The 25,291-nt window shown below is 51.7% G+C and carries 19 protein-coding genes; 15 read left to right on the forward strand and 4 right to left on the reverse strand.

All coding sequences use genetic code 11. The annotated features are described in order from the left end of the window. Window positions 1–43: 43 nt before the first annotated feature. The 3 genes from HMPREF9473_RS05970 to HMPREF9473_RS05980 form a co-directional block, all read right to left on the reverse strand. On the reverse strand, window positions 44–1,858 hold the full coding sequence (locus tag HMPREF9473_RS05970; protein WP_006779170.1) for a heparinase II/III domain-containing protein: 1,815 nt from the start codon (window positions 1,856–1,858) through the stop codon (window positions 44–46). A 106-nt stretch (window positions 1,859–1,964) separates the two neighbouring features. After that, on the reverse strand, window positions 1,965–3,569 hold the full coding sequence (locus HMPREF9473_RS05975; RefSeq protein ID WP_006779171.1) for a helix-turn-helix domain-containing protein: 1,605 nt from the start codon (window positions 3,567–3,569) through the stop codon (window positions 1,965–1,967). Beyond that, window positions 3,566–5,461, reverse strand: a complete 1,896-nt coding sequence (locus tag HMPREF9473_RS05980) for a sensor histidine kinase (protein ID WP_006779172.1) — start codon at window positions 5,459–5,461, stop codon at window positions 3,566–3,568. The genes HMPREF9473_RS05975 and HMPREF9473_RS05980 overlap by 4 nt, the downstream gene beginning before the upstream one ends. Window positions 5,462–5,789: 328 nt before the next feature. Here HMPREF9473_RS05980 and HMPREF9473_RS05985 point away from each other — a divergent pair, with 328 nt between their 5' ends. The 5 genes from HMPREF9473_RS05985 (at window position 5,790) to HMPREF9473_RS06005 (ending at window position 12,529) form a co-directional block, all read left to right on the forward strand. Next, window positions 5,790–7,145 carry an ABC transporter substrate-binding protein gene (locus HMPREF9473_RS05985; protein WP_006779173.1) on the forward strand — a complete coding sequence of 452 codons (1,356 nt, stop codon included), beginning with the start codon at window positions 5,790–5,792 and terminating at the stop codon, window positions 7,143–7,145. A gap of 200 nt (window positions 7,146–7,345) precedes the next feature. Continuing rightward, the gene (locus tag HMPREF9473_RS05990) at window positions 7,346–8,422 is read left to right on the forward strand and encodes an ABC transporter permease subunit (protein WP_006779174.1); all 1,077 of its coding nucleotides are present in this window, start codon (window positions 7,346–7,348) and stop codon (window positions 8,420–8,422) included. Between the two features lie 14 nt (window positions 8,423–8,436). Further along, window positions 8,437–9,273 carry a carbohydrate ABC transporter permease gene (locus HMPREF9473_RS05995; protein ID WP_006779175.1) on the forward strand — a complete coding sequence of 279 codons (837 nt, stop codon included), beginning with the start codon at window positions 8,437–8,439 and terminating at the stop codon, window positions 9,271–9,273. Window positions 9,274–9,424: 151 nt separating this feature from the next. Further along, window positions 9,425–10,627 (forward strand): glycoside hydrolase family 88 protein, encoded by a 1,203-nt coding sequence (locus HMPREF9473_RS06000; RefSeq protein WP_006779176.1) that lies wholly within the window; start codon window positions 9,425–9,427, stop codon window positions 10,625–10,627. A 30-nt stretch (window positions 10,628–10,657) separates the two neighbouring features. Further along, window positions 10,658–12,529, forward strand: coding sequence for a DUF2264 domain-containing protein (locus tag HMPREF9473_RS06005; protein ID WP_006779177.1), 1,872 nt, complete (start codon window positions 10,658–10,660; stop codon window positions 12,527–12,529). A 184-nt stretch (window positions 12,530–12,713) separates the two neighbouring features. On the opposite strand, the gene nudC is transcribed toward HMPREF9473_RS06005, so the two are convergent. After that, entirely contained in the window at window positions 12,714–13,553 is an 840-nt protein-coding gene (gene nudC / locus HMPREF9473_RS06010) for an NAD(+) diphosphatase (RefSeq protein WP_006779178.1), read from the reverse strand. Between the two features lie 171 nt (window positions 13,554–13,724). Between nudC and HMPREF9473_RS06015 the strand changes: the two genes are divergently transcribed. The 10 genes from HMPREF9473_RS06015 to HMPREF9473_RS06055 all read left to right on the forward strand — a co-directional run bounded on the left by HMPREF9473_RS06015 (window position 13,725) and on the right by HMPREF9473_RS06055 (window position 25,276). Then, window positions 13,725–15,497, forward strand: a complete 1,773-nt coding sequence (locus HMPREF9473_RS06015) for a sensor histidine kinase (protein ID WP_006779179.1) — start codon at window positions 13,725–13,727, stop codon at window positions 15,495–15,497. Then, window positions 15,497–17,131, forward strand: a complete 1,635-nt coding sequence (locus HMPREF9473_RS06020) for a response regulator transcription factor (protein ID WP_006779180.1) — start codon at window positions 15,497–15,499, stop codon at window positions 17,129–17,131. The genes HMPREF9473_RS06015 and HMPREF9473_RS06020 overlap by 1 nt, the downstream gene beginning before the upstream one ends. A 100-nt stretch (window positions 17,132–17,231) precedes the next feature. Beyond that, window positions 17,232–18,614 carry an ABC transporter substrate-binding protein gene (locus tag HMPREF9473_RS06025; protein WP_006779181.1) on the forward strand — a complete coding sequence of 461 codons (1,383 nt, stop codon included), beginning with the start codon at window positions 17,232–17,234 and terminating at the stop codon, window positions 18,612–18,614. Window positions 18,615–18,705: 91 nt separating this feature from the next. Beyond that, window positions 18,706–19,599 carry a carbohydrate ABC transporter permease gene (locus HMPREF9473_RS06030; protein WP_006779182.1) on the forward strand — a complete coding sequence of 298 codons (894 nt, stop codon included), beginning with the start codon at window positions 18,706–18,708 and terminating at the stop codon, window positions 19,597–19,599. Between the two features lies 1 nt (window position 19,600). After that, entirely contained in the window at window positions 19,601–20,434 is an 834-nt protein-coding gene (locus HMPREF9473_RS06035) for a carbohydrate ABC transporter permease (protein WP_006779183.1), read from the forward strand. 170 nt (window positions 20,435–20,604) lie between these two features. Continuing rightward, window positions 20,605–23,694, forward strand: coding sequence for a glycoside hydrolase family 2 TIM barrel-domain containing protein (locus tag HMPREF9473_RS06040; RefSeq protein ID WP_006779184.1), 3,090 nt, complete (start codon window positions 20,605–20,607; stop codon window positions 23,692–23,694). Between the two features lie 300 nt (window positions 23,695–23,994). Next, entirely contained in the window at window positions 23,995–24,357 is a 363-nt protein-coding gene (locus tag HMPREF9473_RS06045; protein WP_006779185.1) for a type II toxin-antitoxin system RelE/ParE family toxin, read from the forward strand. A gap of 2 nt (window positions 24,358–24,359) precedes the next feature. Then, entirely contained in the window at window positions 24,360–24,635 is a 276-nt protein-coding gene (locus HMPREF9473_RS06050; protein WP_006779186.1) for a helix-turn-helix transcriptional regulator, read from the forward strand. A gap of 145 nt (window positions 24,636–24,780) precedes the next feature. Beyond that, complete coding sequence (locus tag HMPREF9473_RS27235; RefSeq protein ID WP_006779187.1) at window positions 24,781–24,951, forward strand: hypothetical protein; 171 nt, start codon at window positions 24,781–24,783, stop codon at window positions 24,949–24,951. After that, window positions 24,938–25,276: a type II toxin-antitoxin system RelE/ParE family toxin gene (locus HMPREF9473_RS06055; protein ID WP_006779188.1), complete on the forward strand. Its 339-nt coding sequence runs from the start codon at window positions 24,938–24,940 to the stop codon at window positions 25,274–25,276. The genes HMPREF9473_RS27235 and HMPREF9473_RS06055 overlap by 14 nt, the downstream gene beginning before the upstream one ends. Window positions 25,277–25,291 lie beyond the last annotated feature (15 nt).

The raw sequence follows: 25,291 nt of genomic DNA on the forward strand, positions 1-25,291 counted from the left end.
CGACAAAATGTCATATCTGCTGCACCTTATTTTATTTACAGGTTTATTTTATTTTTAACACCAACTGATTCCCATCCATCGTCACCAATGTCCTGTACACATCGTGCTTCCATGCCAGTTTGAGGCGGGCGTCGGTGATGGGGATGATTTCGGTCTGGATGGCGGAAGCGCCTTCTATCTGGCAGGTGCCAAGGGCGCCGATTTGGAGGGTGCTGCCCTGGAGGGTGGGCTCCTCGTAGGTCATCAGGGACAGAACGACTGGGCGGGTGTCGCCGTCGTAGGTGTCGGTGATGGTGATGCATCCGTCGGACATGCCCGTTTCTCCCTTATCCAGACGGGCCAGGCGGCGGTAGGAGCGGATGTTTTCATCCGGGTAGGCCGCGGCGATGTCCATGGAGATTTGACCAAAAGTGTTATTTAGCTCGTAGGAGACATCGTCAGCCCGGTATTCGGGGCCGTTTAACTGGGTGACATCTCCGAAGGTGGGCAGGTTGTGGTAGCGGGACTGCATGGTCCAGATGGTGTAGCGCTCCGGGGAGAAGGTCTTCTTGGAATAAGTCTCTACCCCGATATCAATGAAGAGCGGTCTGCCATTTTTGTAAATGGTAAAGCTGCCGGTATCATTGTGGTTGTGGCTGTCGTCATTGTCCCCCGCCTTGACAGCCAGATAAAGGTTATCGTCCCGGGTGATGAACAGACCGGCGCTGGGGTAGAACATATCCGGGTGGGATAGAACTACCTGCCTGTCGCAGTTCATCATCTCTTGATGGGTAAATATCGTCTGAAGACGGTAGAACAGACTGTGCTCCTCCGGCAGCAGCGGCGATTCGGACGCCTGGTAATCGGCGGCCGCAAAGGCCATCAGCTCCTGGTTGCCGGTCCGTTTCCCAAAGAGGAACTCTCTTGCATTGCAGCGGCCCGCCACCGGGGAGCAGTCTGCAAAGTTTACATAATATTCCCCATCCACATGGGCATTCAAAATATAGGACGCGATATTGCGCACCTTCTCCTGCCGGTAGACAGAGACAAAGGCGTCGCCCGTGATACCGTTCAAAACTTCCAGCGCATTAAACAGCGTAAGTCCCGCGTGCCGGTAATACTGGGCTCCCTCGTCGCAGCACCCGTCCACCCCATACTCATCCAGAAAATAATCCAGACTCTTACAGGCCTTCTCAAACATTTCCCGCTCCCGCTCATGAGGCGTCTCCCTGGTAAATGCAGCCAGCAGCACATTCTGCGTGCACCAGGAGGTCCAGTTGTTCATATGACTCTCCCCGTCGCCCATCCACCAGAAATGCTCCTCCAGATAAGGCCGGAAAATGCGTTTCTCCAAATTCTCATTGACGACAGTCGAGACCGCCGGACTGATATCTGCAAATGCATCCCGAAGCAGATACTCCGCCACTCCCAGAACCGCCCCCGTCTCCGCCGCGAACAAATCCACCACCGGCCTCGTCACATCCGGCAGGATAAACTGCGGCGTATCCCGGATATAGGAGTTGTGGGCCGGAAGCTGCCAGGCACTCTCCCCGCAGATGAGGAACACGTAATTGATGATATCATCCAGAAACCGTCCCTCCCCCTCCACACATTCCGCCAGAATCAAATCATTCAGCGTCGTCCGCCGCTCAAACAAAAGCGTCTGATAACGCTCCCGGTCTCCCGTCCTGCAAAAATCCATAAAATCCGTCGCCAGTATCACCGGAGGCCGCCGCCCAAGATGGGCCTCCCCGTTTTCCACCAGCTGGGAAGCTATCTCCCGCGGCACATTTCCCCACGCCTTTCTGTCCGTACTGGGCGGACATGGAAGAAATCGCGTCAATGGCATTGTAATCGTCTTGGAAATCTCACTAATCATAAAAAAGTTCCTCCCTGTTATCAAATACGAATCATCTCATCCGTCTATCATAACAGGGAAGAACTTAGAAGAAAATGTGTTTTTTTATGGAATAAATATACTATCTTTACGAGTTGGTTTTCTGCTGTACATACTCCCTCGGTGAAATCCCCTCCACCTTCTTAAACACCTTGCTGAAATAAAACGCGCTCTCAAATCCCAGCTCATTTGCCACCTCATAAATCTTCATATCCTGCTCCAGCAGCAGGGTTTTGGCCTTGCTGATTTTCATCTGGGTAATGTACTCGGAGAAGCCGATATCACAGGTCTTTTTAAACAGCACGCTGAGATAGTTGGGGCTCAGTCCGAAAATGCCGGCCACATCGTTGAGAGTCAGCCGTTCCTCGATATGGCTCTGGATATATTTCTTCACGTTGGTGATGACGTGCTCCTTGTAGGTCACCTTCTTGGATTTCAGCGTCTCGCACAGCCCATCCCGCAGGGTTTTCATCCAATCCAGCACCTGCTCCACATTGCCCAGGCGGTAGATGGAGCGGTAGCCGTCAGAGTAATCCGCAAAGATTTCCGACAGCGTCGTCTCCCCCTCCGGCAGCAGGGAAATCGCCAGGTACAGGATATTGCAGGCCCCGTCGATGGCCTGGAGATAGCGCATGGGATTGGAGGCAAAGACATCCATAATCTGTGTCAGCGTATCATACAGCACATCCGTGTCAAACTCCTCAAACGCCTGGGTGATATCATTTTTGAACACCGAGATGTTAAAGGAATTCTTGTGGGCTTCCGGCGTCGCCTGGTTGCAGTTGACAATCGGGTGTTCCCGGTCCGCCATGGCGAAGGCCATTCTGGCGTCCTGGAAGGACTCGCATATCTTGAGCGGCGCATCCACCGCGGAACCAATCCCCATGGACAGCCACACGTTGAAATAATTGTGTGCCATGGAGGAGGCATTGGTCAGCGCCTCCATCATTTTCCCCAAATCCATGTCCTCTGTGGTGGGGAAATGAAACAGCACCACAAAGTGCTTCATATCCAGCGATATCACATGGCAGGGCAGATGCTTGTTTAAAATGTCCCCGGCCATCTGAATCGTGCTGTTGTACAGGTTGAGCAGCTTCTCATGCTCCATCCCCGCCGCCTGGGATTCCTCGTGAATCTCACACTGAACCACCACATAACACCGGTCAGAGAAGTCCAGGGACAAATCCCGCACCTGAAGCTCAAACTGTTCCTCGCTGTCAAACAGATTGTGAAGCAGCCGCAGGAAGAATTTGTCGTGGTAAATCTGCAGCAGGGGCTTGCCGGTGGAACGGATTTCCTCCGTCGCCTTCAGCTCTTTCAGCCGCTCCAACGCCCGCCCCACGGATTCGCCCAGGGTATTGGCGTCCAACTCCAGCTTCACCAGATAATCCACCACCTGGTAGGACAATGCCTCCTTCACCAGTTGGAATTCCTCATAGCTGGTCAGGATAATAAACAGCGGTATCTTCCCGTAAGTCTCCTGACAGGTCTTGGCCAGCTCCAGCCCGTTCATAATGGGCATGCGGATGTCGGTGATGACAAGCTCCGGCGAGTACTCCTCAATCAGTTCCAGGGCATTGGCCCCGTTGACGGCCGTGCCGCACACCTCAATCCCGTAGTCCGCCCAGTTCAGCATGGATTTGATGCCAATCTGAACCAGCGGTTCATCGTCCACAATCAACAGTTTAATCATAACTTTTTCTCCCCTTCATCTAACGGATTCTCCGGTATGGAAATGTCCTCGTCCCCCGGTATCACACAGGGAATCAGAATCCGCATTGTCGTATATTCTCCGGGCACGCTCTCGATGGTAATGCCGTACTCCGGTCCAAAATCATATTTGATTCTCTGGTTCACATTGTGGATGCCCACCTGCTTGAAGAAATCCGCCTTGGTCTTACCCTCATCGTCATTTGACAGCACCCGTTCAATCACATCCGGCGTCATACCGATGCCGTTGTCCGTGATGGAAATGTCAAGCAGTCCGTCGGTCCGCTTCACATCCACCACAATCTTCCCGGCCGTCCCCTTGGGTTCAATGCCGTGGAAGAGAGCATTTTCAATAATCGGCTGTAAAGAGAACCGGTGTATCCTGCACTGATACAACTCCTCCGATTCAATGTGATATTCGATGGAAATGCTTCCGCCATACCGGTACTGCTGAATCAGAAAATAATCCTTCACCAAATCCAGCTCCTCACGGAGTGTGACAAGGGAGCCGGTCCCCTTGGCGATGCTCTTCATCAGCCGGGCCAGGGCGGTGGTCATCTCCGCAATGCCGCTGGCGCCCTGAATCGTGGCCATCCATTTGATGGAATTCAGCGTATTATACAGGAAATGCGGGTTAATCTGGCTTTGCAGAATCTGATACTGTAAATCCTTCTTCTGCTGTTCGTCGGCCACCCGCTTGTCCATCAGCGTCACCACGCTCCTCGACAAGTCATTAATGCCCTTCCCGATATCCCCAATCTCATGGTCCCACTCAATGCTCTCATCCCGGGAGAAATCGCCAGCGGAGATAGCGTCGATTTTCTTCTTCACCAGGGCGACCGGCTGGCTGATGGTCCGATTGAGAAGATACATCAGCGCCCCGCCCAGGGACAGAATCACCAGGCAGATGGCAAACATCAATAATATGTAGAACCTCCGCTGTGCCTGAAGCTGCTGCTCCGAGAGAATCTGGTACAGACACCAGCCCTCCGGCTCCAGCGCTCTCGACACCAGGGTTCGGTGGGAGCCGTCGGCCATGCGGACCGTCTGGGCCCTGGTACCGGAGTCCAGCACATTCTGGCTGATATCCGTTTCCACCGTGAAATCCGGGGACATTTCCACAACATGGTCCCCATCAATCCGGTAGAATTTGCCGCCCATGGAAAAGTACAGGGCGCTGTCGTCCGCCAGTGGATAGGATTTCAAATAATCTGTCACGATATTGGAGGAGATGGACAGGTAGGTCCACCCGATAATATCGGAATTGTAGCTCTTGTAGACTGGACGCACGAGAGGAATGATGGGATTGTTCCCGCTGATATTGAAAAACGGGTCATCCACAAATCCAATCCACTGATAGTCCGGGCTGTTATATAAATAGGAATAAAAATCTGCACTCAAAAGTCTTTGTACGTTATGAGGCGAACTTTCGCCAGACAAGTAAATGAACTGGAGCAGATTGTTGGCGTTATCGGAGGAGATAATAAGCCGGGTCATGTACTTTTGGGTACTGGATGCCATATACTCTTCCTTCACCCTGTCGAAGGTGGCAAGAGCGATGGTCCTAAGCCCTTTATCCTCCCTGGAAGCGTAGGTCATCCGTTCCTTCCCCTTGAAACTCTCCAGATAGCTCAACACCTGATTGTTGGCCAGCAGCCAGTCGTTAAAATAAAGGATATCTTCCATATCGGAATTGACGCTGTTGGCCACCAGCTGAAGATTGAACTCAGCGGTCTGAATCTGGTTCCGATGGAGAAAGGACTGGAAGACGGAGAAGCAGACAGCCACGGTGATAAAGGTAATAATCAGGGTAATGCCCGCCGTCATGGCAATGATTCTGCCCCGGATGGTTTTTGCAAAAAATGATTTCTTCATATTGTGCCATTCCTTCTTATGTAAATACTTGGGGGGGGTATTTGTAAATTCTTTAAGAAAAGTATGATATATAAATTGTTAAATGTCAATAAAAACATAGGGAGAAAGCCGTGCTGTACAATGCAAAATGTATACAAAGATAAAAAAATACTGTAAAATCATAAAATATTACATGTTTTGGAAATGGTGAAAACCGCCGGATGTAATTGTGAACAAATCATGAATAAATAGTGAATCTTTTACAAGAGAATTTCCATTCTCCGGGGCGGCTATTTCCGCTATACTGTGTACATAGCAATTACATATATCTAACGAGGAGGAAGTAAACATGAAGAAAAGAGTATTGGGTCTGACACTGGCCTTATCCATGGCAGCGGCAAGTCTGGCTGGCTGTGGCGGCGGTGGCACCACAGAGACCACAACCGCGGCGGCAGGTGATACGACAACGGCGGCAGCAGCCGAGACTACAACCGCAGCGGCGGCAGCAGGCGATACCGTTTTAAAATGGGCGGTATGGGATATTAACCTGACCACGTATTATCAGCCATTGATTGACGAGTTTGAGGCGGCCAATCCAGGCGTGAAGATTGAGATGGTAGACTTAGGTTCCGCGGATTACCAGACCGTACTGGCTACCGAGCTGACAGGAAGCGGTTCCAACTTTGATGTGGTAACCATCAAGGATGTTCCGGGATATGCAACTCTGGTAAACAAGGGCGTTTTGGAGCCACTGGATGACTATATCGCAAAAGACAATGTGGACTTATCCGCTTACGGCGGCGTGACCGACCAGGTGGTGATGAATGACAAATTATATGAGCTTCCATTCCGCAGCGATTTCTGGGTGGTATTCTACAACAAAGACGTATTTGACAACGCTGGCGTGGCTTACCCGACCAACGATATGACCTTTGAGCAGTACGATGAACTGGCAAGAAGCGTGACCAACACCACACCAGGTCAGGAAGTGTACGGCGCTCACTATCACACATGGCGTTCCGCAGTTCAGCTGTTCGGTATTCTGGATGGCAAGAACTCCATCGTTGACGGAACCTATGATTTCTTAAAGCCTTACTATGAGATGGTTCTTGCGGAGCAGAATGACGGCGTATGCCAGGATTATGCTACCTTAAAGACATCCAGCTTACATTATTCAGGAGCATTTGCACAGGGTAACATCGCTATGATGAACATGGGTGCATGGTATGTTCCAACTCTGATTGATAAGTTAAAATCCGGTGAGTACGGTCCGGAAGTTGCCAACTGGGGCATTGTAAAATATCCTCACGCTGAGGGTGTGGAGCCAGGTACCACTCTTTCCGCTATCGCTTCTCTGGCAATTCCGACTTCCGCGCCGAACAAAGATTTGGCATGGGAATTCTTGAAATATGTCTGCGGTCCTGATGGAGCGGAGACGATTGCCAAGACAGGTACTTTCCCGGCTATCCAGACAGATGCCGTAGTTGAGGCTATTTCCAGCCTGGAAGGATTCCCGGAGGATGAGGGAAGCGCTGAGGCTCTCAAGACAGCCAAGACTTATCTGGAAATGCCAGTTCATCCAAAGAGCGCTGAGATTGAAATCGTGTTGAACGAAGCTCATGACGCTATCATGACAGAGGGCAGCACCATCGACGAGGGTATCGCTCAGATGAACGAGCAGGTAGGAGCAATCTTAGCCCAGTAATTCGTTAGAACAGGAATCAAAAACAGTGACAGTTGTGAGGCGGGCTTAAAAAACCCGCCTCATATTGAGAGAAGGTGCTTAAGGCGTTCAGCGAAGGAAACGGATGAATGCCTGCCGGCTTCGATGGATGCCTTAGGCACTTTGGAAAACATAAAAAGGGAAAAGGAGGATAAGCCGGTAACGAGTGGCTTGACAGAGGGATGGAAAAAAAGGCGAAACAAATTGACCAGGCAAAAGTAAAGGAAAAGCTGGCAAAACTGGAGCCGCAGCTGGCTGAACTGCAGCGGCAGCTGGCGGAGACGACAGACAAGAGAAAACAGGGGAAGCTGGTAGAGAAAATCGAGTATACCCAGGGGAAAATCAAACAGGTGAAAACCGGACAGCGGATGAGCCGCCAGGAGAAGCGGGATTTGATTGCCTACTCGTTTATAGCGCCCAACTTCATCGGGTTTGCGGTATTTACGCTGGTACCCATTATCTTTGCGTTCGTGCTGGCATTTGCCAAGTGGGACGGGAACAATGCCATGGAGTTTGTGGGACTGAGTAACTTCTTTAGGGCATTTACCAACGACAGGTTTATCGCTTCTTTTAAGAACACGATTCTCTACTGTATCGGGACAGTTCCGCTGACACTGGCGGCGGCTCTGGGACTGGCGATTATTCTGAATCAGAAGGTGAAAGGAAGAAACTTCTTCCGTACCGTCAGTTTCTTCCCCTACGTGGCATCCCTGGTTGCGGTGGCGGCGGTTTGGAATATGCTGTTCAGCCCGCAGAAGAGTGGTCCGGTCAATATGCTGTTATACAATTTAGGCGTGGCGGCCAACCATCTGCCAAAATGGTCCGCGGATAAGGACTGGGTCATGTTCACGGTTGTCCTGTTCAGTGTGTGGAAGAACATGGGTTACTATATGGTTATCTATCTGGCGGGACTTCAGGGAATCAATGCGGAGCTCTATGAGGCGGCCAGTCTGGACGGGGCCAACACGTGGCAGAGATTCCGCTATATTACCTGGCCCCAGCTTCGGCCGACTACATTTTTTGTCACCATCATTTTGACAATCAACTGCTTTAAGGTGTATGACATCGTCTACATGCTGGCGGGCGGTTCCAACGGAATCCTGAACAAGTCGGCGATTGTCCTTGTTTACCACATTTATGAGGAAGCGTTTAGAAACTGGGATTTGGGCTATGCAAGCGCGGTGGCTATGGTGCTGTTCCTGCTTGTCCTTGCCGTGACTCTGATTCAGTTCAGAGGCGAGAAAAAATATGCGAATTAGGAGGATGATGTGAGATGAAAGTACAGAGTACCAGTTATAAAATCAGCCGTGTCGTCCTCTATGTAGTGTTAATTGCACTGGCGGTGTTGATGCTGATTCCTTTTGCATGGATGCTGTCGGCTTCCCTGAAGCTGGATAAGGACGTGTTTTTATTCCCAATCAAGTGGATTCCTGAGAATCCCAGATGGGCCAACTATGTGGATATCTGGACGAAGATTCCGCTGGCGAAGTTTGTGTTAAATACCACGAAGCTGACCATTATCGTGACGATTTTGCAGCTGTTTACCAGCAGCTTCGCGGCGTATGCATTTGCCAAATTGAAATTTAAACATAGGGATTTACTGTTTTTAGCTTACGTATCCACCATCGCTATGCCGTGGCAGGTGTACATGGTGCCCCAGTTTATCATGATGAGGTCCATGGGGATGAATGACTCCCATATGGCGATTATCTGTCTCCAGGCGTTCTCGGCCTTCGGTGTGTTTATGATGAGACAGTTCTACCAGGGGATTCCCGATGAGCTGTGTGAGGCGGCCAGAATTGACGGAATGAATGAGTACCAGATTTGGTATAAGATTATGCTGCCGCTGTCGAAGCCGGCGCTGTCGACCCTGACAATCTTTACCTTTGTGAGCACCTGGAACGATTTCCTGGGGCCGATGATTTACTTGAAGACCGAGGCGAAGAAAACCTTGCAGATTGGACTGAGAATGTTTATCAGCCAGTATTCCTCCGAGTATGGACTGATTATGGCGGCATCGGTGCTGTCGCTGATTCCGGTGCTGGTGGTGTTCCTGTCTCTCCAGAAATATTTTGTGGAAGGGATTGCGGCAACCGGCGTGAAAGGGTAAGATAGGGTCAGAAAGAAACATGGGAGTGAACCGGTGGCAGGTGTGCCGCCGGTTTTCCTGGCATCCGGATACAGGGCAGTGTCTGACAAAGAGGAGATGGAGCAGCCTGGCGGGCCGGATAGCAATATGGCGAAGAGGAGAGTAAGAGAAGATGAATGAGAGGACAGAAGCCCTTCTGGCAGGGAAATCTGAGATTGAGGAGAGAGACGTGGCCACGGCCATGGATTTTGCGCTGGAGCAGGTGAAGAGCAACCTGGCGGAGTTTACGTATCAGTTTAAGAAGGCATACAGCGAGGAGGGGATGTATCACCCTACGGAAAATGTGAACTGGACCACCGGATTCTGGACCGGGCAGGTGTGGCTGGCCTATGAGTGGGCGAAGCGGATTGGCGATGAGGCCGGAGCGGAAGCCTTAAAGGCGGCCGGGGAAATCCAGATTGAGAATTTCCTGGAGCGGATTGAGAAGAAGATCGAGGTGGACCACCACGATATGGGATTTCTCTATTCCCCGTCCTGCGTGGCGGGATTTAAGCTGGTGGGAAGTGAGAAGGGGAAGGAGGCGGCCGTCAAGGCGGCGGACCAGCTCATTTCCAGATTCCATCCGGTAGGGGAGTTTATCCAGGCGTGGGGGCCTATGGATCAGCCGGAAAATTACCGGTTTATCATTGACTGTCTGCTGAATCTGCCGCTGTTATACTGGGCGTCGGAGGAGACCGGGGATGAGAAATACCGGGAGATTGCGGGGAAACATCTGCGCACAGCGGCCGCCAATGTAATCCGGGAGGATTACTCCACCTGGCATACGTTCTTTATGAATATGGAGACGGGGGCGCCGGACCATGGGGCCACCTGTCAGGGATACCGGGACGGCTCCGCCTGGGCCAGAGGCCAGGCATGGGGCGTGTACGGCATGGCGCTGGCTTACCGGTATACCGGCCGGAAGGAGTATATTGAGGATTTCAAACATGTGACGGGATATTTCCTGGAGCATCTGCCGGAGGATTTGGTGCCTTACTGGGATTTGGAGTTTGGCGACGGCTCCGGGGAGCCGAGAGATTCCTCCTCCGCGTCCATTGCGGCCTGTGGAATGCTGGAGATGGCGAAATATCTGGAGGGGGACGACGCGGCTTACTACACAGGAATTGCGAAGAAGCTGATGAAATCGGTGGTGGATTCCTATGCGGTGAAGGATCAGGCAGAGTCCAACGGACTGGTGTTGCACAGCACTTACTCCAAAAAATCGCCCTATAACACCTGTACGCCGGAAGGGGTGGACGAGTGCAATATCTGGGGAGATTATTTCTATATGGAAGCATTGATGAGACTTGCAGGTGACTGGAATCCCTACTGGTAATTGGAAGGCAGGGTAAAAAGGAGAGCTAAGATGAGATTACATACAAAACAGGATTTCCGGGATTGGATGTTTCAGGTGTTGAATCCGCTGAAACCGCTTTATAGCGAGGGAGGCGCGAGACTGCATCTGGGGGATACAGGAGTGACTTATCCCCAGGTGAGCATAGAGATGGAAGCATTTTCCCGCCCGCTCTGGGCGCTGGTGCCCTACTGGCTGGGCGGTGGTGCGGAGAGGAGAGACGGGAAGGCAGGAGCCGCAGGTAATGGCCGGGCGGAGAGGAAAGCTGGGGAAGCAGGAGCTGCAGACCAGTTGGCCGGAGTGGAATATGCAGCCGGAAAAGGCAGGGTGACAGGGACGAAAAATGCCTGTGAACATACCGCGGACATCACCTTCGAGGAATTATACCGGAAGGGGCTGGCGAACGGCACCAACCCGGACCACCCGGAATACTGGGGCGGATTTAACGATTATGACCAGCGGTTTGTGGAGATGGCGGCCATCGCCTCCGGGATTATCTTTGCGCCGGAGAAGGTGTGGGAGCCGCTCAATGAGACGGAGAAAGCCAACCTGGCAGCGTGGCTGTACGGGATTAATGAGTATGTGATTCCCGACTGCAACTGGCAGTTTTTCATGATTCTTGTCAATGTGGCACTGAGAGAGCAGGGCTGCAAGTATAGCGCTGAAAAGCTGGAGTCGGGACTTGATAAGATTGAGAGCTATTATTTGGGGGACGGCTGGTACCGGGATGGCGCGTCCAGCCAGAAGGATTACTATATCTCCTTTGCCATGCATTATTATGGACTGCTGTATGCCGTGGCCATGGAGGACAGCCGGGAGGAAGAAGAGCGGGAGCGGTGCCGCCGGTTCAAGGAGCGGGCGGAGATGTTTGCCGAAGATTTCCTCTACTGGTTTGATGAGAACGGGGCGGCCCTGCCCTTTGGGCGGAGTCTTTCTTACCGGTTCGGGGAGGCGGCCTTCTGGTCGGCCTATGTGTTCGCCGGGCTGGATGGCGTGCCGGTGGCGGTGGTGAAGGGAATTCTGGCCCGCCATTTAAACTGGTGGATGGAGCAGAAGATGTTTGACCGGGACGGTGTGCTGACCATTGGCTACGCCTATCCCAACCTGGTCATGGCGGAGCGGTACAATGCGCCAGGTTCCCCCTACTGGGGCATGAAGACCCTGCTCTGTCTCGGTCTGCCGGACGACCATCCATTCTGGAGCGTGGAGGCGGCGCCGATGCCGAAGCTGAAGGCGGTGAAGCCGCTGTATCAGGCGGATATGCTGATGCACCGCCACGACGGCGATGTGGTGGCCTATGCGGCCGGCGTGTGTGAGAAATACGGCCACGGCCATGTGCCGGAGAAGTATTCCAAGTTCGCCTACTCCACACGGTTCGGATTCTCCGTGGCAAAGAGCCAGATTGTGCTTCACGAGAACGCGCCGGACTCCGCGCTGGCATTTGTCATCGACGGGGACGACTATGTGTTTGTCCGCAAGGTGAGTCTGGACAGCGAAGTGCAGCAGGACCGCGTAATAAGCATCTGGCAGCCCTTCCCCGGAATCCGGGTGTCTTCCACGGTGATACCGACAGAGCATGGACATAAGAGGATACATAAGATAGAGAGTGATTACAACTGCACCGCTTACGACTGCGGATTCGCCGTGGAGAAATTTACGGACGGATATGAGGAACATGCGGCGGAAAACACGGCCACGGTGAAGTATGCAAGACAGGGCTGCACGGTCACCGGCCGCGGCCCTAAGGCCGCCGGTCTCGTCATCGGTGCGGACCCCAACACCAACGTACTGTATCCAAACGCGTCGATTCCGGCGGTGTCCTATCGGATTGAGAAGGACGCTGCCGTGCGGATTGAGACGGAGATTGAGACATTTTATGAATAGAGTTTCATATAGAGATTTACAGAAAAAGAGCAGGTGGGAATCGACCCCGCCTGCTCTTTTTTATATCATAGGAAAGTGCTCTATGATACAAAAACGCTCCGCTATGGATGCGCACTCCGCGCTAAGGAAGTATGGCCGCTAAAGCGACCGCGCTCCGGCGCGAGAGTCTGACTCGGCAGACTCTTTATTCGATCTCATGGTCTCTGAAATACCGTATCATATTCCAGGTCAAACTGTTCTGGGAGCCGTCATCCGGGATATCTTCCCGCTCAAACCATTCCGCCAGCGCCAGCTCCTCCTCGTCCAGCGTAATCTCGTCCGGGCTTTCCAAATCGCAGAAAAAACCCATCAGAAGCGTGCCGGAGAAGGACCAGGGCTGGCTGGCATAGTAGCGGATATTGGTTACTTTCAGACCGACTTCCTCCATGACTTCCCGCTTCACCGTCTCCTCCGCGGTCTCCCCAATCTCCACAAACCCGGCCAGCAGCGCGTATTTCTGATAGGTCCGCCCCGCATATTTAGAGAGCAGCAGCCGGTTTCCATCGGTCAGTCCGATGATAACAGCCGGTGATATCTTCGGGTACTCGACCGTATGGCAGGTTTCACACCGGAGCATCCGTTCCTTCTCATCTGGCTTCATCAGCCCGCCGCACCGCCCGCAGAAATGGTGGTCCCGGTACCAGCCGTAGAGCTGCCAGCCCGTGATGCCCGCAAAGGCGAGGTGCTGGGGAACGCATTTCCCAAACACTTCCGTGTTCTCCATGGAAAAGCAGGAGGGGGCCGGAATATTCACATGTTCCAGCAGGTAAAAGCCCTGTCCGTCAATGGAAAACAGGTAAGTATAATGCTCATAAATATCCGGGTTCCTCTCCTCCAAATCCCGGAACCGGGGATAGTCAATCTCCCCCTCCCGGCGGCAGGCCAGCACGTCATGCTCCTCATAGTAGAGGGCGTAGCTGTCAGGAACCGGAGGCTTGGGCCGGTAGGCGTTGTCAAATTGGTGTGGGGCGATATCTTGTATCATGATTTTTTCTCCTTGGTGTTTAGTCGTTCTAATTGTTTTCAGTATAGTACCATCGGGGACATTTTACAAGATGCTTCGGGATTAGGGGAGTGTCCTCTGTTTTTTTACGTTGGAAGTAGGAAAGATGTGTGATAAAATATAGAAAAATATGGAAATGGCAGGGAGAGCGGGATGTGGGTAGATAAACGGAAAGAGTTGAAATCATCATATTACAGAAGTTTTCTTGCGCTGATTGTGGTTCCCATCCTGGTGGTCATTCTGGTGTCCATTGGCATCATAAGAACGATGATGAAGGATGCGGCCGTTGAGAATATCAAGAGGGCCCAGGATAATATTGTCTCCACGTTAAACAGCGAGGTGAAGGACGTGTCACTCCGCCTCTCCCATTTTGTGTACGTGAATGACAACGAGATTATGAAGGTGGCAGCGAGGACGGATACTGACGATATTGGGGACAGGCATACCTACACAACGATGCTGACGGAGGCATTTAACTATTCCATGGTTCCGGTTCAGGACATCTTATCCGCGGCCTTCTATATGAAGGATGGAAAAATCACCTACATGAAGGACGATGTGCTGTTTCGGGATGAGGAGGTGAAAGCCTCCGACTGGTATCAGGCCGCACTGGCGGACAAGAATATGGTGAAAATCGGCTATTACAACACCAGGGTCACGGTTTCCAGCTCCGGCAGCAACGCTTTCACACTGGTAGCCGGTCTGGCGCCAGGGATTGATGTGGACAGGGACGAACATGTGGAAATGGTGGCGCTGTACGTGACATCCCAGGTGGGAAATCTGATTCGGGATTACGACCGGGAAGGAAATCTTGGCACAACGGTGATTCTTGACAAGGATGGAAATGTGCTGTTTGACAGGATGGATACGGCCGGTCTTCTGCCGGAGGAGATATCTGCAGATGGGGCGGCGGTGACCCACTACCGGGTGAAGGGACGGGAGTATGTCTGCGCGGTGTCCGTGGAGCCGATGACCGGCTGCCGGATCGCCAGTGTGGTGGAATCGGAGACATTGACCAGGGATTTCAACCGGATAGCGGCGGTGATTGTCTGTGTGATGGTGGGGTTATTTGTCCTGTTCTACTTCTTTTCCAGCTATTTCCTTCGCAATATTATCGAACCGATTCACAATACCGTGGAGGGAATGCAGAAGGTGGAGGAGGGCAGTCTCACCGTACATATCGAGCCGGCCGGACAGGCGGAGCTGCGGACGATGATACATTCCTTCAACCGGATGACCCGGCGGTTAAAACAGTTGATTGAGGATAATGAGGAGCAGCAGAAGAAGAAACATGAGGCGGAGATACGGGCGCTCCAGTCCCAGATCAACCCGCATTTTCTGGTGAACTCCCTAAGCTCTATCAAGTTCATCGCCCAGGTGTCCAAGTTTGATTCCATCGCGAAGATGGCGGAGGCGCTGATTAAAATTCTTTCCTGTTCATTCCGGAGCAGCGCCGGCTATTATTCCCTGAAAGAGGAGCTGGATGTGCTGGACAGCTTTATCTACCTGATGAAAATCCGGTATTCCGACGGATTTGACATCCGGTATGAGGTGGAGGAATCCTGTATGGACTGTCTTGTTCCCCGGCTGATTCTCCAGCCCATTGTGGAAAATTCCATTGTACACGGGTTTGACGAGATGGAGGAGGATATCGGTCAGATTGTGGTGGCGGCCAGCAAGCAGGACGATTTTCTGGTGATTCAGATTAGAGATAACGGAAAAGGGATGACGAAGGAGGAGATGGAAGCCCTGCTTTCGGGAAAAGAGACGGGAGAGAAGGACCATTCCAGCATCGGGATATCCAATGTCAACGCGAGACTGGTGCTCAATTACGGGAAGGACTGTGAACTTAAGATGGAAAGCGAAACCGGTGTCTATACCATGACGGTTCTGCGTCTTCCAATTCGAAGAAGGGAGGAGAAGTGATGAGGCAGGTATTGATTGTGGATGATGACACCATTGTCCGGATTACACTCCACTCGCTGGTGGACTGGGAAGCGCTGGGGTATCAGGTTGTGGCGGACGCGATTCACGGCGAGCAGGCGCTGGTCCGGTTGAGGGAACATCCGGTGGATTTGGTGATTACGGATATGAAAATGCCGGTGATGGACGGAATTGGACTGCTCACGCAGATGAACCGCATGGTGTCAAACCGCGAACTGCCGGTGATGCCAAAGGTTCTTGTGCTCAGCGGCTATGACGATTTTAATCTGGTGAGAGAGTCGTTCCGATTGGGAGCGGGCGACTATCTGTTGAAGGCGGATTTAAATGAAACCATGCTGGAGACGGTGCTGAAACGGCTGAATGACGAGTGGCAGGACAGTGAGGACAGGCAGGGCAGTGAGGCAGGGCAGAACAGTGCTGGCAGTGGGGCCAGGCAGAACGGTGCCGGCAGCGATGGACAGCAGGAGGGAACACACGTGCCGGAGGTGGAAAAAGGACAGCTTCTGGCGGACATGGCCATGGGAAAGCGGGATATCCGGCCGGAATTCTTTTCTGGGGATTATATCGTCATCCAATTCGAGATAGAAGATTTTATCCGTCATTCCAGCCGGTTTGACGGTGACATGAGGGAGAGTCTGGTGAAGCCGGTGCTGGAGTTTGCAGGCCAGATACCGAGAGTGGTCTCCAAATGTGTGCTGGGAAGCATTTCCCCGTCCCGGTATGTGATGCTGTATCAGGTGGGAGACAGGAATACGTATCAGGATACGGTGCTGTCCACCTGCCGCCAGCTGTGCAGTGTCTGGAATAATTACATGAATCTGCCGGTGTCCTGTGGAGTCAGTTCCGTGGGAAATGGGGCGGAGGAATTTGCACATCGGTTTACGGAGGCGGGGAACCAGCTGGCCCTTCATTGCCTGAAAGGCAAGGCCCAGGTGTGTTTCCCCTGGGAAAAAGGATGTGTCCGGTATGAGGATGTGGTGAAAACCGGAGAGGAATATGAAAAGCTGTTGAAGGGGCTGCTGGTGGGGGATGAGCTGGCCGTGGATGAGGAGAAGACGCGGCTGTTTGCTGCCTGCTATCAGGAAGGGCCTGAGAAGGCCAGGCTGTGGTGTCTGCACTTAATCTGTCAGCTGGCGTGGCGGCTCTTAGAAAACCATGATGACATCGGCGCGCTGTTTGCCGACGAGGTGAATTATTACAAGAAGCTGGGGCGGCTTGACGATGTCAGGAGCCTGGAGGTCTGGATGAACAATTATTTCCGCTGGGTGACCGACTATATGCAGCATCACTATGACAGAAAGCAGGCGGACATGATGATTCGGGCCAAGCGGTTTATCATGGATAACTATGCCAACCCGGAGTTGACGCTGGGAAGTGTGGCCGGGTATATCGGTCTCAATGAAAAATATTTCAGCTCCCGGTTTACCAAGGAGGAGGGGATGACATTTTCCAATTATCTGACGGAGGTGCGCATCCGCAAGGCCAAGGAACTGATGGAGCAGACGGACTTAAAAATCTATGAGATCAGCCAGAGCGTGGGCTATAACAGCGTGGAGCATTTCACCAGGGTGTTTAAAAAGCTCTGCCATGTCAGCCCCGGCGGATATCGGAAATGATGTCAAATCTAACGATATATCAAGAAATCCAACGTATCTTCATGGAGATGAAAACGCCAACATGGTATGCTTAGTGCATCAAAACAAGGGAGGTTACATCATGAGAAAGAAAGCATTAGCATTGGGACTCTGCGCGGCGATGACAGTCGGCACACTGGCGGGCTGTTCCTCAAAAACAGCTACGGATGCCACAACGGCGGTTCCGGCGGGCACCACGGCAGCAGGGGAGGCGTCAACGGAAGCCAAGACAGAGGCTCCGGCATCAAACGAGGACCTGGAGGGAACGCTGGTATTTGCAATCTGGGACAACAACCTGATGGATTATATTGATGAAAATGACATGGTAGGCAAGTTCCAGGAGAAATATCCAAACGCCGAAGTGGAAGTTGAGAAAATGAAGGACGATTCCGAGTACTGGAACGCCATGAAGATGCGTACATCGGCCAATCAGTTGCCGGATGTGATGTTTAACAAACCGTTTACATTATCCAGATTTAAAGATTATCTGCTGGATTTATCGGACTTGGAGGCGGCAAAGAATAATGAGCTGGCGGCAGGATATGCCATCGACGGCAAGATTCTGGGCGTTCCGATGACGGCAGGTTATGAATATGTGTACTACTGGAAAGATATGTTTAAAGAGGCCGGCGTTGAGGTGCCGACGACCTGGGAAGAGCTGGAGACAGCGGCACAGACCCTTCAGGATCATTTTGGCAAGGACAACCCGGATTTCATGGCGATTGCACTGGGAGCCAAGGATGAATGGCCGGATTACCCATACATGGAATTTATGCCGGCGCTTGAGGGCGGCAACGGCCAGAACTGGAATGACATGGCCAAGACCGACGCCCCGTTTGCGGACGGAACGGATATCAACAAGGCTTACACCAAGGTAAACCATTTGTTCAACATGAATGTGTTTGGCAAGGACCCGCTGGGGATGAGCAAAGACCAGGTGACGACATTGTTTGCACAGAAGCAGGCGGCCATCACGGCTCTGGGAGACTGGGGCTTACAGGATATCCAGAGCGGCGCCGATGACATTGCGGAGCTTGGAACCTTCTACCTGCCGGTGAGAGATACCAAGGATGACCCGTTCCGCGTGATTGTACAGGGCGACTCCTTCATGGGCGTGACGACCCACAGCAAGAATCCGGAACTGGCGAAGGCATTTGTGGAGTGGTTTTACAGTGAAGACTGGTATCCGGGATACATTAACTACGTGACCAGCGCTTCCTCCATGACCAACTTCCCGAAGGAGAAGGACCCGATTCTGGCAGAGGCGGATGCATTGCAGCCAGATATGGAGATGGTGATGTACGATGGCGGCGGAGATGACTTCCAGGCCATTCAGAATGAAATCGCATTTGATTACAAGAAACTGGGCGCGCAGATGTTTACCGACGGGTTTGATTTGACGACGGAGTTGAAGGCCCTTGATGAGAAATGGGCTGGCGCGAGAGCAAAGCTGGGAATCAAATAGAATTTTTTATAAAATGGGATAGGGCTTTATCCATATGCCCTATCCTCTTTTTGTGGAAAAACAGGATGGATTTTGGAAGGTGGAGGTAGTTATGAATTCTCTGGAGAGAAAAAAACGGACATTTATTGTGTGTTCCCTGGTCATTCCCATGGTGCTGCTCATCGGGCTTGTGGTGATTCCGGCCATTGATTTATTTCGAATGAGCTTTACGAACTGGGATGGATATTCGGCCGGTTATGACTGGATTAAACTTGATAATTATATCGCCATGCTGAAGAATAAGGATTTGTGGATGTCGCTGAAGAATAACGCGGTGTATTTTGTGGGACATCTGCTGTTTATTCCGGTGGAGCTGGCATTTGCGGTGTTGCTGACTTCCAAGCTGCGGGCGGCGAAATTTTATAAGACCATGGTGTTTATGCCATATATCATCAACGGCGTGGCGATTGCCTATGCGTTTTCCTACTTCTTTTCACCGGTGAACGGGGCATTTGACGCGATTTTAAGTCTGTTTCATCTGGATGGCCTGATTCGGAACTGGCTGTCCGACACCAAAATTGTCAATTATGTGCTGACCAGTGTTTCCCTGTGGAGGTTCTCCGGGTACCATGTGGTTCTTTTTATGGCGGCGCTTCAGTCTCTGTCACAGGATGTGCAGGAAGCGGCCGAGGTGGACGGGGCCAACGCCTGGCAGCTGTTTCGATATATTCAGATACCGTCGATTATGCTGATGGTGGATTTTGTGCTGTTTGACAATATCCGCGGTGCGCTCCAGGTGTTTGATATCCCTTACGTGATGACCAGCGGCGGACCGGGGTACGCTTCCTCGACCTTTACGCTGTACACCATTGACACGGCATTTAAATACAGCAACTTTGGGCTGGCTTCCACCATGGCGGTGGCCATCATGCTGATGATTGTGGTGATTTATCTGATTCAGAATAAGATTATACACGGAATCGTGCTGAAAGGAGTGGAGAAGTAAGATGAAGAAACGTACATTGCTTCAGATACTGAAACAGCTGATTTGTATCGGTATGGTTCTGATTGTGCTGGCTCCCATTGTCCTGACGCTGTTTGCGGCATTTAAGACCAAGGGAGATATGGTGAAAACGTCACCGCTTCTGCTTCCACCGGCGGCGCGGATTACATTTGACAACTTTAAGAAGGTGCTGGGGGATAAATACCTGGTGATTGGATTTAAGAATACGGGGATAATTCTAGTGGTCAGTATCTTCTTTAACGTGATGTTTGGAACGATTACGGCGTTTATCCTGGAGCGTTTTCAGTTCCGGTTTAAAGGGGTCATCATGGCGCTGTTTTTCCTGGGGATGCTGATTCCAAGTTTTGTTACGGAGATTGCAAGGTTCAAGATCATCAATGGGATTGGCCTTTACAATACGCTGGGGGCGCCGATAATCATCTATGTGGCGTCGGATTTGATGCAGCTTTATATTTACCGGCAGTTTATCTCCACGCTTCCGGTGTCGTTAGACGAGAGCGCGCTGCTGGACGGCTGTTCTTACTTCGGGCTGTTTCGGAGGATTATCCTGCCGCTTCTGGCGCCGGCTACGGCTACGGTGGTGATTATCAAGGCGATTACCATTATCAATGACATGTATGTTCCCTATCTGTACATGCCGAAGAATAAACTGCGGACGCTGACCACCTTCCTGATGAATTATGCCAATGCGCAGAAGGGCTCCTGGCAGCAGCTGGCGGCCGGTATCATTATCATCATGCTGCCGACGGTTTTGATTTATATATTCTTCCAGAAATATATTCTGGCGGGGGTTGCGGCCGGAGCGGTGAAGGAGTAAAAACAGGCTGGATGGAAAAAGGAATGGGAAGATACAGGAAATCATAAAAATTTGCATGGATTTTCTTGGAGATTGGATTTATAATCAAGAGAGTGAAAATGTAATCGAGGGACGGAAGCGTGACAGTTGCCGTCCCTTTTTAAAAAGACAGATATCAGGAGGAGTGGGAAATGGAGAGCAGAGCGGCATCGTTAGAATGGCTGGAAAATCCGGAAGTGTTTGAGGTGAACCGGGTGGAGGCGCACTCGGACCACCGGTATTATGAGAGCAGGCGGGAGATGGCCCGCGGGAAAATGAGACTGCGCCAGGATTTGAACGGGACGTGGAAATTTTCCTATGCGGAGAATCCGGGGGTGAGAGAGGCGTCATTTTATCAGGATGGATATGATTTGTCCAGGTTTGGGGAGATTGTAGTGCCGGGGCATATTCAGCTTCAGGGGTATGACAAGTGTCAGTATATCAACACGATGTATCCCTGGGACGGACATGCGGAGCTGCGGCCGCCTCATGTGGCCCAGGATTATAATCCGGTGGGAAGCTATGTGAAGGAATTTGATTTGGAGGACGCGCTGGAGAATAAGCGGGTGTTTGTGTCGTTTCAGGGCGTGGAGACGGCCTTTTATGTGTGGCTGAACGGGGAGTTCGTGGGTTATGGGGAGGACTCGTTTACGCCGTCGGAGTTTGAGCTGACGCCATTTATCAGGAAGACGGGGAACCGGCTGGCGGTGGAGGTGTATAAGCGCTCCAGTGCAAGCTGGATTGAGGACCAGGATTTCTTCCGGTTCTCCGGCATTTTTAGGGATGTGTATCTGTATGCGGTGCCGAAGGTGCATGTGCGGGATTTGTTTGTGAAGGCGGGGCTGGAGGACTGCTACCGGGACGGTGTGTTTTCGGCGGAGCTGGAGCTGATGGGGGAGCCGGAGCTGATGGCCGGATGCCTGGTGAACGGGATACTGTATGACCAGGAGGGCACGGTGATGTGCCACTGGGACCGGATGCCCTGCGAGGAGAAGGTGACGCTGGGGGGAAAGATTTCCAGGGTACATAAATGGAGCGGGGAGGACCCGTATCTGTATACGCTTGTGCTGATGATAGCGGAGGACCCGGGGGACGGGAGTGAGGCATCGGAGGGACATGTGATTGAGATTTTAAATCAGACGGTGGGCTTTCGGACCTTTGAGATGATTGACAAGATTATGTGCCTGAACGGGCAGAGGCTGGTGTTTCACGGGATTAACCGCCATGAATTTAATGTGCGCCGGGGGCGGGCAGTCACGAAGGCGGATATGCTGTGGGATATTCATTTTATGAAACAGCACAATATCAACGCGGTGCGGACCTGCCATTATCCAAATCAGAGTCTGTGGTATGAGTTGTGTGATGAGTTTGGGATTTATCTGATTGACGAGGCCAATCTGGAGAGTCATGGTTCCTGGCAGAAGATGGGGGCCTGTGAGCCGTCCTGGAATGTGCCGGGTTCTCTGCCGGAGTGGAAGGAGGCGGTGGTGGACCGGGCCAAATCTATGCTGGAGCGGGATAAGAATCATCCGTCCGTGCTGATCTGGTCCTGTGGAAATGAGTCCTATGCCGGGGAAGATATTTTGGCCATGTCGAAGTTTTTTAAGGAGCGGGATGACTCCAGGCTGGTGCATTATGAAGGGGTGTTCTGGAACCGGAAGTTTAACGATATCAGTGATATGGAGAGCCGGATGTATGCGAAGCCGGCGGAGGTTGAGGAGTATTTGAGACGGGCGCCGGAGAAGCCGTTTATCCTGTGTGAGTATATGCACGCCATGGGGAATTCTCTGGGCGGAATGAAGAAGTATACGGATTTGGCGGACAAATATCCGATGTACCAGGGAGGATTTATCTGGGATTATATCGACCAGGCCCTGGCGCGGAGGGATTTGGATGGGAAGGAAGGGCTGGGGTACGGCGGCGATTTTACGGATAGGCCGACGGATTACAATTTCTGTGGAAATGGGATTGTGTACGGGGACAGAACGGTGTCGCCGAAGGCCCAGGAGGTGAAGTATTTATACCAGAATCTGGAGCTGGAGCCGGAGCCTGGGGTGGTATGGATTCGGAATAAGAACCTGTTTGTGGGGACAGAAGGCTATGAGTTCCATTACCGGGTGCTGAAGGACGGGGAGCAGGTCTGGGAGACTAGGTTTACGGCTGATGTGGCGCCCCAGAGCAGGGACAGGGCCGTGGTGAAAATGCCGTCGTTTTCGGAGCGCGGGGAGTATGCCTACCAGGTGTCGGCGGTGTTGAGAGAGAAGACGCTGTGGGCGGAGGAAGGATTTGAGGTGGCGTTTGGAGAGACGGTGGTGAAGATCGGTGGAGTGGTGGAGTCCGCCAGAAACGCCGAAATCGCCAGAGCCGCGGCTGCGCCTACCATGAAGGTGATTCATGGGGATGTGAATATCGGAGTGCGGGGAAATGGATTCTATGTGCTGTTCTCAAGGACGGAGGGGGGGATTGTGGCCCTTCGAAGCCATGGGCAGGAGTGGATAACAAGGGCGCCTATGCCAACTTATTGGCGGGCTTCCACGGACAATGACAGAGGAAACCAGTTTGCGGTGAACAGCGCTGTGTGGATGGGCGCCGACTGCTTCAGAGGGTATCAGAATTCGGATGTGGATGTGCTGGAGGAGATTGGGCGTGTGACGGTTACCTATACCTACCGGCTGCCGGTGGCGCCGGAGACAGTCACGGAGGTGAAGTATGTGGTGACGCCGGATGGACATATTGGGGTGAAATGCCATTACCATGGCCAGCCGGGGCTTCCGGAGCTGCCGCTGTTTGGGATGCGGTTCCGTTTCCTGGAGGCGGTGAATGCATTTTCCTGGTATGGCCAGGGGCCGGAGGAGAGCTATGTGGACAGGTGTAATGGGGCGAGACTTGGCATTTATGAGGGAACGCCCGCTGGAAGCATGTCCCGGTATCTCCTGCCGCAGGAGTGTGGAAACCACACGGGTGTGAGGTGGCTGGAACTGCGCAATCGGAATGGTGGGCGGCTGAAATTCACGGCTGTGAACACGCCGTTTGAGATGAGTGTCCTGCCGTACACAGCCGAAGAGCTGGAGAGCGCCCAGCACATGGAGGAACTGCCGGTTCCTCACTATACCGTAGTCAACATCCTGGCCCGCCAGCGCGGCGTCGGCGGCGACGACAGCTGGGGCGCGCCGGTGTACCCGGAGTACTGTATCAGCGGGGAGAGGGATGTGGAGTTTTCGTTTGTGATTGAGTGCGTGTAGAGAGTTGAATGGAGGAGTTGGGCGGGGAGAAATAGAGTTGTGGGGGCGGTGCCTTGGAGGGGAGTTGAGACCTCGGAGGCGCCGCCTTTTTTAGAGAAATTTCTTGACTTTCTCCGATAAGTTTTATAAGATAGAATTACGTTCAAGTTATGACAGTCTATTTTCTACAATCTTACCATCTTGCGTATTTCGCAAATTATTTCAGTTTTTTGATGGGAGCCAGGCAGCAAAAAAATAATTTTGAAAATAGCAAATTTGATATTGCAAAATATATAAAATTTGCTATAATGAAAGGAGAACATGTATAATATCATTTTTTACGAAGGAAAAGACGGAAGTAGTGGTGTTGCTGATTTATTGAAGGAATTGAGAGAAAAAGCGGATACCTCGAAGGATGCGAAGATTAATTTTTGTAAGATAGTCGCGTATCTTGATTTGTTATCAGAGAGAGGGACCGCTATGGGAGAGCCGGTTTTAAAGTATTTGGGAGATGGCATCTGGGAATTGAGACCGCTTCGGAACAGGATTCTGTTTGCGTCTTACCAGGAGGACGGTTTTATTATTCTGCATCATTTTATAAAAAAGACGCAGAAGACACCGGCCAGGGAGATTCGAAGAGCCAAGGCAAATTTAAGAGATTTTGAGAAGAGGAATGGAGGATAGAGATGGCTAAGAATTGGATAGAGTTGAGGAAAGAACTGGATATCACTCCGGAAGAGGAGGCTGTCATTGAGATGGAGAAGGAATTGATTGAAACGCTGGTGAAGATTCGGGAGGAAGAGGGACTCACCCAGGCGGAGCTTGCCAGGAAATGCCATGTGAAGCAGCCGGTGATCGCGCGGCTGGAAAATGGAGTCCATTCTCCTCAGGTGAACAGTCTGTTAAAGATACTGGTCCCGCTGGGATATACGCTGCGGGTGACGCCGATGGAGAAGCGGTGAGTGGGTTTTTATGTGGGAGGCTGGAGCTGTTTTTTAATATGAGAGTTAGAGTAAAATTTGTTGTTGCAGAGAGTGGTTTGTGTTAAACTGTGAGTAGGAGCAGAGAAAATACGTAAACTGTATTAAGAAAGGAGGCGTGGTAGATATGGCATGGATTAGGAGAGATGAGTATGCAAAAGAAAATGAGCAGAATCAGTTCTTTGAGATGCTGGACAGAGGGATTGATGACATGGAAGCAGGGCGTGAACTGCCAGTGCAGGAAGCATTTCAAAAGATAAATGAATTGAGGACGGTTAGGAGAAATGCAAGAGTATAAAGTGATATTGACTTGGGAGGCTGTCTATGATATTACACAGATTGCCGAATATATTGAGACCAAGTTTGGCAGGGAGCGGGCAGATCAGTTTCAATATGATATCCAGCAGGAAATTGAAAAATTAGGATATCAGACAGAGAGATTTCTGAAAACACAGTTGTTTTATCGAAACTATGCCATACATAAAAAGCCGTTTTCTCCATCTATTATTTTCTATGTTAAGATAGAGTTCACTGATGAGATTCATGTATTGAGAGTATTACGGGAAGAACGAAACTGGGAAAAAATGCTGGAGAAGCAACAAAAGTATACATATCCTGAGTAACAGTCTATGATTAAC

The sequence above is a fragment of the Hungatella hathewayi WAL-18680 genome, assembly GCF_000235505.1.
Taxonomy (GTDB): Bacteria; Bacillota; Clostridia; order Lachnospirales; family Lachnospiraceae; genus Hungatella_A; species Hungatella_A hathewayi_A.

Coding starts and splice junctions, on each gene's coding strand:
- HMPREF9473_RS05970 (WP_006779170.1), bottom strand. CDS start 1,858: ATGATTAGTGAGATTTCCAAGACGATTACAATGCCATTGACGCGATTT.
- HMPREF9473_RS05975 (WP_006779171.1), bottom strand. CDS start 3,569: ATGATTAAACTGTTGATTGTGGACGATGAACCGCTGGTTCAGATTGGC.
- HMPREF9473_RS05980 (WP_006779172.1), bottom strand. CDS start 5,461: ATGAAGAAATCATTTTTTGCAAAAACCATCCGGGGCAGAATCATTGCC.
- HMPREF9473_RS05985 (WP_006779173.1), top strand. CDS start 5,790: ATGAAGAAAAGAGTATTGGGTCTGACACTGGCCTTATCCATGGCAGCG.
- HMPREF9473_RS05990 (WP_006779174.1), top strand. CDS start 7,346: ATGGAAAAAAAGGCGAAACAAATTGACCAGGCAAAAGTAAAGGAAAAG.
- HMPREF9473_RS05995 (WP_006779175.1), top strand. CDS start 8,437: ATGAAAGTACAGAGTACCAGTTATAAAATCAGCCGTGTCGTCCTCTAT.
- HMPREF9473_RS06000 (WP_006779176.1), top strand. CDS start 9,425: ATGAATGAGAGGACAGAAGCCCTTCTGGCAGGGAAATCTGAGATTGAG.
- HMPREF9473_RS06005 (WP_006779177.1), top strand. CDS start 10,658: ATGAGATTACATACAAAACAGGATTTCCGGGATTGGATGTTTCAGGTG.
- nudC (WP_006779178.1), bottom strand. CDS start 13,553: ATGATACAAGATATCGCCCCACACCAATTTGACAACGCCTACCGGCCC.
- HMPREF9473_RS06015 (WP_006779179.1), top strand. CDS start 13,725: ATGTGGGTAGATAAACGGAAAGAGTTGAAATCATCATATTACAGAAGT.
- HMPREF9473_RS06020 (WP_006779180.1), top strand. CDS start 15,497: ATGAGGCAGGTATTGATTGTGGATGATGACACCATTGTCCGGATTACA.
- HMPREF9473_RS06025 (WP_006779181.1), top strand. CDS start 17,232: ATGAGAAAGAAAGCATTAGCATTGGGACTCTGCGCGGCGATGACAGTC.
- HMPREF9473_RS06030 (WP_006779182.1), top strand. CDS start 18,706: ATGAATTCTCTGGAGAGAAAAAAACGGACATTTATTGTGTGTTCCCTG.
- HMPREF9473_RS06035 (WP_006779183.1), top strand. CDS start 19,601: ATGAAGAAACGTACATTGCTTCAGATACTGAAACAGCTGATTTGTATC.
- HMPREF9473_RS06040 (WP_006779184.1), top strand. CDS start 20,605: ATGGAGAGCAGAGCGGCATCGTTAGAATGGCTGGAAAATCCGGAAGTG.
- HMPREF9473_RS06045 (WP_006779185.1), top strand. CDS start 23,995: ATGTATAATATCATTTTTTACGAAGGAAAAGACGGAAGTAGTGGTGTT.
- HMPREF9473_RS06050 (WP_006779186.1), top strand. CDS start 24,360: ATGGCTAAGAATTGGATAGAGTTGAGGAAAGAACTGGATATCACTCCG.
- HMPREF9473_RS27235 (WP_006779187.1), top strand. CDS start 24,781: ATGGCATGGATTAGGAGAGATGAGTATGCAAAAGAAAATGAGCAGAAT.
- HMPREF9473_RS06055 (WP_006779188.1), top strand. CDS start 24,938: ATGCAAGAGTATAAAGTGATATTGACTTGGGAGGCTGTCTATGATATT.